Here is a 13,432-nt window from a genome sequence, read left to right on the forward strand (position 1 = left end):
GTATTCACAGCTTGTCATTTATAAAGTGAGACTTCAATCAGTGGGAGTTTTAGGGACTCATGCACCGTGATAAACGTTCGTATATTGTAATCATCCCAATTCCTTTTATAGACGAAAAGCGTACTTAACGAATCGGAAGTTTTACCGATAATAAGGAAGGAGGAGGATTCAAATGACAATTAATGTAGAAGAGTACCATCCTATTATACAAGCTTTTGTGAAAGTTAGTCCATTCATACAAACCCTTATTAATGATGATATTACGATCGGTATTTATGATAAAGAGAAATTAATTATTAATTATCCTGCACAAAATTTCTCTTTAAATGTACAACCGGGAGACCCTTTGGTTGAAGGTGATATTGTAACGCAAGCGATTAGAGAAAATAAAAATCAAGCCGCAACAGTGCCACTAGAATTATTTGGTGTTCACCTTATTGCCAGAGCGATTCCTCTACATGATGAAGCAGGGAATGTCATTGGTGGGGTTGGAATCGGTCAAAGCATTGCCGATGCACAACAGTTAAATGAAACATCCGGTAACCTATCTTTAGTGATGGATGAAGTGACACATACAGTAGAAGATATGGCAAATGCGATTAATACACTTTCTACCGATATTCATCAAGTTTCAGAAGAGGCTGGTACGGTAAGTAGTAGCGCAGAGACGATTGAGAAAATGTCTAATGTGGTAAAAGAAATAGCAGAGCAGAGTAATTTATTGGGACTTAATGCAGCAATTGAATCAGCTCGCGCCGGAGAACATGGGAAAGGCTTTGCTGTGGTAGCCGATGAAATTAGAAAAATGGCCAACAATTCAAAAGAACAAGTGAATGAAATCCAAAGCATAACGAAAGAAATTAAAGATGCTATTAGTACTCTTAATCAACGCATCCAAAATGTGAATGAACAGTCTGATTCGCAAGCGGCTTCTATTGAGGAATTAACTGCCACGATGGAAGAGGTTAACTCAAATGTACAAGTGTTAGCAAGCCTTGCTCAAAAGAATGTTGCATTAAAAGAGAATTAGGAGGTAGGACAGATGGATTTATTACATTTACATAGTCAATATATTGATGGCAGCTGGCGTGAAGGAAATAGTACGCTTAAAATGGAAAATACAAATCCTTATAATGGGGAGCTTCTAGCAAGTTATCAGGCAGCAAATGTTATGGATGTTGACGCGGCATATCAAGCAGCTAAAAAAGCTCAAAAAAGTTGGGAACACGTAAATCCAGTTGCAAAGCGTGACATTTTTGATAAAGTAGTAAATGTTATCGAAAAAAATCATGAAGCGATTGTCGAAGTTATTACAAAAGAAATTGGTGGTACGCGTCTAAAAGCAGAGTTTGAGATTGGTCTTGTGAAAAATATGTTGAAGGAATCTGCTACATTTCCACTTCGTATGGATGGGAAAATATTACCGTCTGTTACAGAAGGGAAAGAAAATAGAGTATACCGTGTTCCTATAGGTGTTGTCGGTGTTATCAGCCCATTTAACTTCCCATTCTTTTTATCTATGAAGTCTGTAGCACCTGCTATCGCAACAGGTAATGGCGTTGTACTAAAGCCGCATGAACATACAGTAATTGCTGGTGGAACAATGATTGCGAAAATCTTTGAAGAAGCAGGGCTACCAGAAGGTGTATTGAATGTTGTTACAACGGAAATTTCAGAAATAGGTGATGCGTTTGTAGAGCACCCTACTCCAAAATCTATTTCCTTTACTGGTTCGACACAAGTAGGACGTCATATCGGTAGTGTAGCAGGTCGTAACCTAAAAGAAGTGCATTTAGAGTTAGGTGGAAATAGCGGATTAATTGTTTTAGAGGATGCGGATCTTGATTTAGCGGTTAGTGCAGCCGTATTTAGTCGTTTTACACATCAAGGTCAAATTTGTATGTCTGCTAACAGACTAATTGTTCATGAAGCTATCTATGATGCATTTGTTGAGAGGTATGTAGAGACTGTTTCAGGATTAACAAGTGGTGATCCTAGTGATGATGCAACGATTATTGGTCCGCTTATTAACGAAAAACAAGTGCAAACTACTGCCAAATTGATTGAAGCAGGTATAGCAGAAGGAGCAGAACCATTAGTCAAAGGGAAAATCCGTGGCAATGTAGTGGAACCTGTTGTTTTTGGTCATGTAACAAGCGAAATGACTGTGGCTAAGGAAGAAATTTTTGCTCCTGTTGTAAGCATTATGAAAGCAAAAGATGACCAAGAAATCATGGAAATTGTGAACGATAGTTCTTATGGTTTAAGTGGTGCAGTACATACTCAGGATATTGAAAGAGGTACTCAGCTCGCCAAACAAATGGAAACAGGTATGATTCATATAAATGATGGAACGATTAATGATGAGCCCAATGTTGCATTTGGTGGCATGAAAAACTCAGGTGTTGGCCGATTAAATGGAGAATGGAGCATCGACGCTTTTACAACGACAAAATGGATTTCTATCCAACATAATCGTAAACAATATCCATATTCTTGATGTAAGATTTCTATTTAAAATCTTGAAGTGAATAGGATTGATTACGTGATAATAAGCGAAAGCCCCGTTTGCAAACGGGGCTTTTGCATTATATAGCGGTAATATGTTTAGCTGTACCTTGTTGCATTTTGTACATTTGTTGATAATTCCCGTCTTGTTGTAATAGTTCTTCGTGTGTTCCTTGTTCAATAATTTCTCCACGCTGGAGGACAATGATCTGATCGGCATGTTGAATCGTTGATAACCGGTGGGCGATAATAAGCATCGTACGTCCTTTGGCAAGAACCTTCATTGCTTCTTGAATCATTCCTTCTGTTTCTGTGTCAATATTAGCAGTTGCTTCATCCAATATTAAAATAGCTGGATCGAAAGCTAATGCTCTAGCAAATGACAATAATTGCCGTTGTCCTGTTGAAAATTCGTTCCCATTTTCACCAACTGGTTCATCGTATTGATTTGGTAGCTTTTCGATAAATTGGTTAGCACCAACAGCTTTGAGTGCAGCGATTGCTTTTTCTCGAGAAATAGCTGGATCATTCAATGTAATATTGGATATTACCGTTCCAGTAAAAATAAACGGATCCTGTAGTACGATACCGATCGGCTGACGGATTTGTTGACGTGTCAGCGTGGATGTATCGACTCCATCGATCGTAATTTTCCCCTTTTGTGGATCGTAGAATCGGAATAATAAATTCATAATCGAACTTTTGCCAGAACCAGTGTGTCCGACAAAGGCAGCTGTTTGACCAGGCTTCACTTGGAAATGAATATTTTTAAGAATGTAATTGTCATTCTCATAGGCAAAGCTTACATTTTCAAACTGTACATCCCCATTTACCTCTTGGTTTTCTGTTTGTTCCACTTTTTCTCCCTTTTCATCTAATAATTCAAAGACTCGTGCACCTGCAACTCGTGCTTGTTCTAATTGTGGCAGCTGGTTAACAATCTGGGTCATCGGTTCAAACAAACGTGTAAGGTAATCAACGAATGCATAGAGCACTCCAGCAGTGATAATCGTTTCGCCTGATAAAGAATGACTACCAAAGTACCAAATGAACGCAACGAAAGCTACTCCTCGTAATACATTAACAAGGTTGAAGGAAGTTAATGCAGATAGAACGATCATTTTCTTTTGATAAATAAAGTGACGTGTGTTTAATTGTTCAAATTCTTCTTGCGTTTCTTTTGTGCGACGAAATGCTTGAATTACAGGCATCCCTTGGATCGATTCATTGATCGATGCATTAATTTCGCTATTGGTCGAGCGAATAATGCGATTATAGTTACCAGCATATTTTTTGAATAGCTTCATCCAAATAAATAAAATAGGAATAATTACTAGACAAATAGTTGCTAGTGTTGCATTGAGTAAAAAGAGTGCAATGAAAATACCTATCATATAGATGAACCCATTGACGAATGTTTCGAGTACTTTTACATACAATTCTTTAATTGCTTCTGTATCGTTTGTCACTCTTGCAACGATTTTACCTGCTGGACGTTTGACAAAGTAATTCATTGGTAGCTCTTCGATATGTTCGAATACATCATTCCGCATGCGTTGAATGACTTTGTTAGCTGACACTTGTAATAAATAAGTTTTCAAGTATTGGAAAACAGTAGCGATTACAATCAATCCTAAATACAATCCAAGTAATAAAATAATCGGATGTATTTCTGGTTGAAAAAAAGTATATAGCTCTCCAGCACTTAGTTGAACACCCGTTATTTGTTCTGTTGTTCCATTAATACGAATCGTAAACAGATCATTCGTTACATCTTCTACAGTACTACTAGGTGGTACTTGATCATGAACAAAATAATACTGACGTTCTGCTTGTAGAAGCGTATGCTGGCCAATTATTTGGTCATTTTCTGTCAGACGATCAGACCGTTTTAACAAAGTACCATTTAAATCGACAGTGTCCTTGTCTTGCTTTTCGGCAACTTCTGTCCAATTTGTTTGAATTCCTACGATGTGATTATCGATCACTCTTTTGGCAATAAATGGACCAGTGAGCTCTAAACCAACAGCAATAATTAAACAGATTAAACCGATCAAAATATATTTCTTATTTGTTAAAGCATATTGAAAAAGTCTTTTTTCTGTAGAGGGTTTCATTATTTCACCTCATTTTCCATTTGTTGAATCATATATTGTTGTTGATACCAGCCGTTTTGCTGCATCAACTCTTCATGTGTACCATGCTCGGTGATTTTCCCAGCTTCTAAAACAATGATTTGGTCAGCATGTTTTACTGCTGATAGTCGATGAGCAGCAATGAATGTTGTTTTTCCGTGTCGTTCTTTTCGTAAGTGATTAATGATATTTGCTTCCGTTTTCCCGTCCACTGCAGATAAAGAATCATCTAATATAAGCATTTCCGGATTCATTAATAATGCCCTTGCCAAAGATACACGCTGTTTTTGGCCGCCTGATAGTGTTACACCACTTTCGCCTACGAGTGTATCTAAGCCTTCAGGTAATGCCTCGATATCTGCTCTTAATGAAGCAGATTCCAATACGTCATGAATATCATCAATCGATTTTTCTCCACATCCAAATAACAGATTTTGCTTTACTGTTTTTGAAAATAATACATGTTCTTGTGGTACATACCCAATCCAACTTCTCGTTGTATCTAGTGAGAATTGAGCAATCGGGATCTGATTGATTGTAAGCTTTCCTTCTGGTGGTAAATATTCTCTTAATAATTGTTTGAAAAAAGTCGTTTTCCCAGATCCTGTTTTTCCAACAATCCCAATTGTTTCTCCGCGTTTAATTGTTAAGTTGATGTCATTTAATTGTTTTTCGCTTGTCCCTGGATAGCTAAATGTGACATATTGAAAATCGATTACTTCAGGGATTTTCGCGGATGCTGGTTTTGCTGGATCTTGTACATCTGGTTGTTGGGCTAGGACTTGATCAACCCGATCAATCGATGCATTACCACGCTGCATGACATTAATTAATTCGCCGATTGCAAACATTGGCCAAATTAACATGCCTAAATAAACATTAAATGTGACAAGATCACCTAGTGAAATTTTATTTTCAAATACCATAAATGCACCGTAGCCAAGACCTATTGTATAGGAGATACCGACTAATACATTTATTGTTGGTTCAAAGAAGGCTTCCATCTTCGCTACTGATTTATTCTTTTGAAAAACGGTCTCTGTCATATCGTTAAAACGTCCTAAATCTTGCTTTTCTTGAACAAATGCACGTGTTACGCGGACGCCTCGTACAGATTCTAATGTATAATTATTCAAATTACTGAAAGCAGACTGTGCTGCCATAAATCGTTGGTGAATAATATTTCCATATTTTTGAACGATGAAGGCCATAATTGGCATCGGTAACAGAGCAGCGATCGTCAACTGCCAGCTAATTGTAAAGCCCATCATTAGTACTATCATTGTCATTAAGACAGTTGAATCAACTAGAGTAAGAATTCCGAATCCAGCGGTCATCATGATTGCTTTTAAATCATTAGTAGATCGTGCCATTAAGTCACCAGTACGATTTTTGCTATAAAATTTCGGACTCATTTTGAGAAAATGTCGCATTAATTTCGATCGCATTTGTTTTTCTAATAATAAGGCGCCACCGAACAGTTTGTAGTCCCAGAGGAACATAACTGCATAACTAATGATAATTAAAGCAATGAATATCAAGATAAGCTCCATTAATCTAGCTGTAGTTAATTGATTATACTGAATAGCATCAATAGTGATTCCGACTAGTTTAGGTGGTACAAGATCAATAAAGTTAACAATCAATAATGCAATAATAGCAAGTGTATACCGTCCCCAATGTTCTTTAAAAAACCAAGACAATTTGTTAAATACAGCAAACATTTATTTCTCTCCCTTCTGTAGGTAACACATACAAACTATAAGAGGTGCTAACCGCTATCTAACCTTATTGTTTTATGAAGTAATAAGTTGATATCCATCCTTTTTCCACCTTTATTACAAATATTTGTATTGAAAAAAACACAAAAAAGTGCATACGTTCATGACGTATGCACGAAAAGGATACACGTATCCAAGGCAATAATAAGAAAAAGAATCACGAACGTGTCCGTGATTCTTTCATTGGCAAAATGTAGGAAAATATTGCTCGCAAATTATGTTGATGAAAAGGAAGTCACGGCGTAGTTAATATTGAGTTGTAGGTTATTAGTTTGATAGTTGCGAATCATTATGCCGCACCTCCTTTTCCTGTGATTTTTTCAATACTTAATAAAGTATATATTCAAAAAATTATGACGTCAATATAATTTATGAAATTTTTCCATTTACAAGAAAAATTTAACTGGTTGTTAGGAGGCAATCACGGTGTAAATGAACGCTAACTTCCTAATAAGTCTCACTTACAGTATTCTATTTTTTGATTAACATTGTCGTACTTTGTTGTGATTCTTAATAACCCTTTTATTTCGCCATTAACCACAGTATGGAGCTGATCTAATATTCCTTCTGCAGTGTATGGAATTTCTTTGTAATCCCTGCTATTTTGAATCGGGTTCTTGATATGATTCGGTGAAAGATGAGCTTATTTTGCGATATTATTAATAGTAATATTATCCTGCTAATTTCCTTCCATAAACTCTATTGCCTTTTGCAAGGGTTCGACCATTGCCAAGTCCTCCGTTTTTATTATAAAAATAAATCGACTGGAAAACCTGTCATTTTATGTTTTTATGGAACAGATTTTTTGTTTATCGCTGCGGAAAAGCTATCATCCCGTTACAGGTTTGAGTAGTAACAAAGAAGCTAGGTGAGGGAGAAATGAGTGTTAACTTCCTGTTAAGTTATCCCTTATTATGACGGAGCTTACTTGCTCGACGCTTTTACGGGACATATCCGCTTAAAAACGAATATTCAGAAAAATTAAATAGTTATAATTCGTCATTGAACGCAAAAAAGTTCTTGCAAACATGACATAACATGTTACAATAAGACAATATATTTTGAATAAGATTCACTCATATAATAGTGGGAATAAGGCCCACGAGTCTCTACCAGATTACCGTAAATAATCTGACTATGAGTGGGCAATGTATGTTATGGGAATAGTTATATATTCCAATAACGAACAATACCCAAAGATCATTGCTCATCTCATTAGGTGAGTAAAAATCTTTGGGTATTTTTTTATTTCAGAAGAGGTGACAGCTATGGAAAGTTTAAAACAAAAGATTTTGGATGAAGGATTGGCATTGTCAGAAACAGTGTTGAAGGTGGACAACTTTTTGAATCATCAAATAGATCCACAATTAATGCAAGAAATTGGTAAGGAGTTTGTGAGACGATTTCGTCATAAAAAAATTACGAAAATCGTTACGATAGAATCTTCTGGAATCGCACCTGCAGTAATGGCAGGCTTGATGCTAGATGTACCAGTAGTATTTGCCCGCAAAAAGAAATCATTAACACTAACAGAGGGGCTAATTACGGCTTCTGTTTATTCTTTTACGAAACAAGAGACAAACGACATTTCGATTGCAGAAAAGTTTTTAACCGAAGGCGAACATGTATTGATCATTGATGATTTTCTTGCAAATGGACAAGCAGCATTAGGATTAATCGATATTGTAGAACAAGCGAATGCAACAGTTTCTGGTGTAGGAATTGTAATAGAAAAAGCTTTTCAAGATGGTGGAGATTTGATGCGTAACAAAGGCTATCAAGTAGAGTCATTAGCTCGAATCAAATCATTAACTCAAGGGAAAGTGGAATTTGTTGAAGAACAGGAGTATGCACAATGAAAATTACAAAAACTAAAATGGCATCATTAGGTTTTCAACATGTTTTAGCCATGTATGCTGGTGCTGTTATTGTTCCTTTAATTGTTGGTGCTGGTATTGGCTTATCCAACGCACAGCTTACTTATTTAATAGCTATCGATATTTTGATGTGTGGGGTAGCCAGTATCTTACAAGTTTGGAAGAATAAATTCACAGGTATTGGTTTGCCTGTTGTATTAGGGTGTAGTTTTACGGCAGTTGCGCCCATAATTGAAATTGGTAACCATTATGGAATTACTTCCGTCTATGGAGCGATTATTGTATCTGGCCTTATTGTAGTACTGATTGCGAAGTTTTTTAGTAAGTTAATTAAGTTTTTCCCACCTGTTGTTACTGGTTCTGTTGTAACAATAATTGGTATTACGCTTATTCCGGTAGCGATGAAAGATTTAGCTGGTGGAGATGGCAGTGCTGATTTTGGTAGTATGACGAATTTAGCTTTAGGTTTTGGTACGTTAATGATTATTTTGCTTATTTTCCGTTTCGGCAAAGGATTCATTCAAGCAATTGCTATTTTATTAGGTATTCTTCTTGGAACAGGAGTAGCTTATTTTATGGGAATGGTAGATTTAAGTCCTGTAGCAGAGAGTACGTGGTTCCATTTGCCGACACCGTTCCATTTTGGTACGCCTGAATTTCATTTAGTACCTATTTTGACGATGACATTAGTAGCTATTGTCAGTTTAGTAGAATCAACTGGAGTGTATTTTGCCCTAGGAGATATTTGTGATAAAAAACTCGAAGATAAAGATTTAGAAAAAGGTTATCGTGCAGAAGGTGTCGCTATCATTTTAGGTGGTATTTTTAATTCATTCCCATATACAACCTTTTCGCAAAATGTTGGGCTTATTCAATTGTCTGGTGTACGTACTAAAAATGTGATTTATACGGCTGGAGTGATGTTAATTTTGCTTGGGCTTGTACCGAAAATTGGTGCATTAACATTAGTTATTCCTAAAGCGGTATTAGGTGGTGCGACAGTAGCAATGTTTGGAATGGTAATTGCATATGGAATCAAGATGTTAAGTAATGTCGACTTTTCCAAACAAGAAAATTTATTAGTTGTCGCATGTTCCATTGGTTTAGGTTTAGGTGTGACAGTAGTACCAGAGATATTTGCAGCTGTACCATCTGGATTACAAATATTAACCGAGAGTGGTATTGTAATCGGGAGTTTAACAGCTATTATTTTAAATATTATTTTTAACTTTAGAAAGAATAAGCAAGAAGCGCTAGCAAGTTCTGATAAAGTAGCATAAGGAAAAGGGCTGCCTCAACGTATTGTTGAGTGCAACCTTTTTCAAATCAAAAAAGTGCCCGATAAATTGCAAAGAATTCTCGCTTTATTAAGAAATAATCTTGCCTGGAGCTGGTGAAGTTGGATGTGGTGGAACAAAGTTTTTCTTAATATATTCATGAATAGCTTGTGCGACTGATTGGGATTGATTGTTTAGCCCTTGATTGCCAAACAGTACGTTAAATTCTAGAATATAATATTTTCCTTCACTTACAATGATATCAAAACCAGCGTGATTAACATTTAATTGTTTTGCGAGCTTTAAGATAAGTGTTACTGCATCTTCAGGGATATATTGATGACTTACTTTCCCGCCTTGAGCAACATTGTGAAGAAATTCTCCATCCTGTCCAATTCGCCAATAGGCATCATAAACTTGATCACCAACTATACAAACGCGTAAATCTCTACCATCATTCGGTAAGTATTCCTGTACATATAATATGTCAGTATTTTTGGCGTATTCCACGAATGCTTGCTCGTCTTCAATAAGAAAAACGCCTTTCCCCATAGAATTCTTTGCTTCTTTTACCACGAAAGGCAAGGGGAATGTTTCTAAAACATTCGTAATGTTACCTTCTGTATTGGCTAGTATTTCTGTATATGGAATATACTCGTTTGCGATTGCTTGTAACACACGAGTCATTTCAATTTTATTAGCACCGATTTGCATAGTTTCGATGCTAGGAAATATTTGTTTTTTTAATCCGTGGACAAGTGTTGGGACTTGCCATGTTTCTGGAAACAGCACAATATCTGCTTTTTTTATAACATTTATTTCATTAAACATATGCTCTGGCTTAATATAGCGAACGCCAGGAATTCCAATTGTTCGAAATGCATTAAAAGTTACTATTCTCATATTCTATTTTCTCCATATTTTATTGTCTCTATTATATTAGCATGGAGATGATATTATTGGAATAATTTTTCGTGGATAAGAAGATAGATATTTTTGAGGATTAATAAAGACGAAATCAGCTCATTGTGAAAACGGTGAATATTTTGAAAAAACACTTGCGTTTTTATAACGAAGATTTTATGATAAAGAACAACTCAATATGTAAGTAAGATTAACACTGAGTATATCCATTTTGCTCCTTCCATATGGTCTACTTGTATTGACTATGCCTTTTGTTATCACACTATGATTATTATTTAATTTGATATAATCCATTTTAAGGTAATAAAAGAAATATATTAAAAAAGAGAGATGTAATATAAGTCAGCTAAACTGTCTAAAAGTGAGGTTGGATGTTTTAGATAAGGTTTCTTCCATTCCATTGACGATGAATGCTCGCAAAATGATCTGACTAAACAACACAAAATGTTCTTTGCTTTAGCAGATGTTGCACTTGTGCCCCGAAGGTGAAAGCGGAGTATTCTAACGTAGCGATAAGGTCTCCACTATTCATCAATAAGTATGAGTGAGCGCATTTATAGAGTAGCCAACAAGAATCAACGTTAACTCTCGCCTTTAGACTGTGTAGATTGAATACATACAATTAAGTAAGGGGAATTGGTTAAGATAATGGTTGTTACATATGTGATTAAGCAGGTTGACAAAGATAATGCTGGACCGGTTGTGGAATTTATGAAAGCTCTCCGCAAAGAAGTATTTCCAATGTTGGATAAGCAACCATTACCGGCGGACATCGTACAGTTTCATGATTATTATATGAACAGAAATGATGCAGCAGTCTTTGCTGCTATTAGTGAAGAAGGAAAAGTATTAGGAACGATCGGTTATTTACCTTACGATAACCGTTTTGCTGATTTATGGCATTTATATACAGAGACAAAAACAACGGAGCTAGTAAGGTGTTATATAGATTCACAATATAGACGCCAAGGGGTTGGCACTGCATTATATCAAACCGCATTAGCGTCGATTCATGCTGCAGGTTACGATAAGATCTATTTGCATAGTCATCCGTTTTTACCTGGAGGTATTCCTTTTTGGAAATCATTAGGATTTGAAGAAAGACTTGCTGAATCAGATCCAGTGTGGAACACATTACATATGGATAAGAAAATAGGGGAAATAAAATGAAAAAAATAAGTATCGGGTTGTTTTCCATATTGTTATTACTGTTGTTAACAAGCTGTAGCAATTCGAGAGGCGACGCAGCAACGAAAGATGAAATCGTATATGCTAGTTCAAAAGATATTCGAGATATTAATCCGCATTTATACAGTGGTGAAATGGCGGCGCAGAATATGGTGTTTGAATCACTAGTAATAAATACAAATGATGGTGTAGAACCGTGGCTGGCTAAAGATTGGGAGATATCAGATGACGGTTTAGCATATACTTTTCATTTAAGAGAAGATGTTAGCTTTACAGATGGAGAAACATTTAATGCGGAAGCGGTAAAGAAAAATATGGATGCCATTATGGATAATAAAGAAAGACATGCATGGCTAGATCTAGTAAATCTGATCGAAGAAAATGTTGTAATAGATGAATATACTTATAAACTCGTGTTGAAATCTCCGTATTATCCAACATTAACAGAGCTAGGGCTTACCCGTCCATTCCGTTTCGTTTCGCCAAATGATTTTATTGAAGGTGAGACAAAAGATGGCATCCGTGATTATCATGGAACAGGTCCTTGGATGTTATCAGAACATAAAGAGAATCAAGAAGCAGTATTTACAGCTAATGAAGATTATTGGGGAGAAAAGCCTAAAGTTAGTTCTGTAAGGTGGAAAGTGATGCCTGATCATCAAACTATTTTGCTTGCCCTTGAAAAAGGTGAAATCGACCTGATTTTTGGTTCAGATGGAGATATGATTGACTTAGATTCCTTTTCAGCGTTAGAAGAACAAGGGGATTATGTAACGAAATTGAGTGATCCGATTGCGTCCAGAGCGATTTTACTTAACTCTAATCGCCCTGTTATAAGGGACATTGAAGTAAGAGAAGCGTTACAATATGCAATCGATAAACAATCAATTGCTAATGGTGTCTTAAATGGGTATGAGTCTGTCGCGCCAACATTACTTTCATCGACCGTTCCATATAGTGACTTCCAATTAAAAGAGCGGAAATATGATGTCGATAAAGCGAAAGAGCTATTAGATAAAGATGGTTGGGAACGAGGAAGCGATGGCTATCGTTACAAAAATGAGCAAAAATTAGAGCTTAATTTATATTACAATTCAGATAATGCACAGGAAAAGACGATTAGTGAGTATATCCAGCATGACTTAAAAGCGATTGGCGTAGAATTACATATTACAGGTGAGCCAAAGCAAGCATTTTTAGATCGACAAAAATCTGGAGACTTTGATTTACAGTATTCTTTATCATGGGGAACACCATATGATCCGCAATCCTATTTGTCTTCTTGGAGAATACCAGCACATGGTGATTACCAAGCGCAAACTGGTTTAGACAAGAAAGAATGGCTAGATGAAACAATCACGAATTTACTCATCGAAAATAACGAAGATACTAGAACAGTTATGTATCAAGATGTTTTAACCTATATTCATGATGAAGCGATTTATATACCGATCACTTATTCACGTACAAAAGCAGTATATCGACCAGCGTTACAAGGGGTTACCTTTAATCCTTCTCAATATGAAATTCCATTTGAAAAGATGTATTTTGAAGACTGAACACCTAATTAAATAAGAGAGTGCGATAATCCGAACAAAAATGAAGATAGCTTCCTGTTCGGATTTTCTTTTGTGTTAAGATAAAAAGAGCAAAATTTATTAACAAAAATGGAGTGGAAAAGGTAAGAAAGTGTTGAAAAAATGATATATGGACAAAAAAGAAGTAAAACTAGTAAAAAAGTG

General features: G+C 36.0%; 9 protein-coding genes and 1 riboswitch. Of the genes, 6 read left to right on the forward strand and 3 right to left on the reverse strand.

Annotated features, from left to right (window positions below):
• The first annotated feature begins 172 nt into the window (after positions 1 to 172).
• Positions 173 to 1,030 (forward strand): methyl-accepting chemotaxis protein, encoded by an 858-nt coding sequence (locus SH601_RS07430; protein WP_319957643.1) that lies wholly within the window; start codon positions 173 to 175, stop codon positions 1,028 to 1,030.
• A 12-nt stretch (positions 1,031 to 1,042) separates the two neighbouring features.
• Positions 1,043 to 2,500, forward strand: a complete 1,458-nt coding sequence (locus SH601_RS07435) for an aldehyde dehydrogenase family protein (RefSeq protein WP_319957644.1) — start codon at positions 1,043 to 1,045, stop codon at positions 2,498 to 2,500.
• A gap of 88 nt (positions 2,501 to 2,588) precedes the next feature.
• On the opposite strand, the gene SH601_RS07440 is transcribed toward SH601_RS07435, so the two are convergent.
• The gene (locus tag SH601_RS07440; protein ID WP_319957645.1) at positions 2,589 to 4,625 is read right to left on the reverse strand and encodes an ABC transporter ATP-binding protein; all 2,037 of its coding nucleotides are present in this window, start codon (positions 4,623 to 4,625) and stop codon (positions 2,589 to 2,591) included.
• Complete coding sequence (locus SH601_RS07445; protein ID WP_319957646.1) at positions 4,625 to 6,367, reverse strand: ABC transporter ATP-binding protein; 1,743 nt, start codon at positions 6,365 to 6,367, stop codon at positions 4,625 to 4,627. Before SH601_RS07445 ends, SH601_RS07440 begins: the two co-directional genes overlap by 1 nt.
• A gap of 1,113 nt (positions 6,368 to 7,480) precedes the next feature.
• A riboswitch (purine riboswitch) is annotated at positions 7,481 to 7,582 on the forward strand.
• 110 nt (positions 7,583 to 7,692) lie between these two features.
• On the opposite strand from SH601_RS07445, the gene SH601_RS07450 reads away from it, so the two are divergent.
• The gene (locus SH601_RS07450; RefSeq protein WP_319957647.1) at positions 7,693 to 8,283 is read left to right on the forward strand and encodes a xanthine phosphoribosyltransferase; all 591 of its coding nucleotides are present in this window, start codon (positions 7,693 to 7,695) and stop codon (positions 8,281 to 8,283) included.
• Positions 8,280 to 9,581: a nucleobase:cation symporter-2 family protein gene (locus SH601_RS07455; RefSeq protein ID WP_319957648.1), complete on the forward strand. Its 1,302-nt coding sequence runs from the start codon at positions 8,280 to 8,282 to the stop codon at positions 9,579 to 9,581. The genes SH601_RS07450 and SH601_RS07455 overlap by 4 nt, the downstream gene beginning before the upstream one ends.
• An 87-nt stretch (positions 9,582 to 9,668) precedes the next feature.
• On the opposite strand, the gene SH601_RS07460 is transcribed toward SH601_RS07455, so the two are convergent.
• Positions 9,669 to 10,481, reverse strand: a complete 813-nt coding sequence (locus tag SH601_RS07460; protein ID WP_319957649.1) for an ATP-grasp domain-containing protein — start codon at positions 10,479 to 10,481, stop codon at positions 9,669 to 9,671.
• Positions 10,482 to 11,138: 657 nt separating this feature from the next.
• On the opposite strand from SH601_RS07460, the gene SH601_RS07465 reads away from it, so the two are divergent.
• Positions 11,139 to 11,672: a GNAT family N-acetyltransferase gene (locus SH601_RS07465; RefSeq protein WP_319957650.1), complete on the forward strand. Its 534-nt coding sequence runs from the start codon at positions 11,139 to 11,141 to the stop codon at positions 11,670 to 11,672.
• On the forward strand, positions 11,669 to 13,249 hold the full coding sequence (gene nikA, locus SH601_RS07470) for a nickel ABC transporter substrate-binding protein (protein WP_319957651.1): 1,581 nt from the start codon (positions 11,669 to 11,671) through the stop codon (positions 13,247 to 13,249). Before SH601_RS07465 ends, nikA begins: the two co-directional genes overlap by 4 nt.
• Positions 13,250 to 13,432: the final 183 nt, after the last annotated feature.

It is taken from the genome of Gracilibacillus pellucidus (assembly GCF_033949965.1).
GTDB lineage: Bacteria > Bacillota > Bacilli > Bacillales > Amphibacillaceae > Gracilibacillus > Gracilibacillus pellucidus.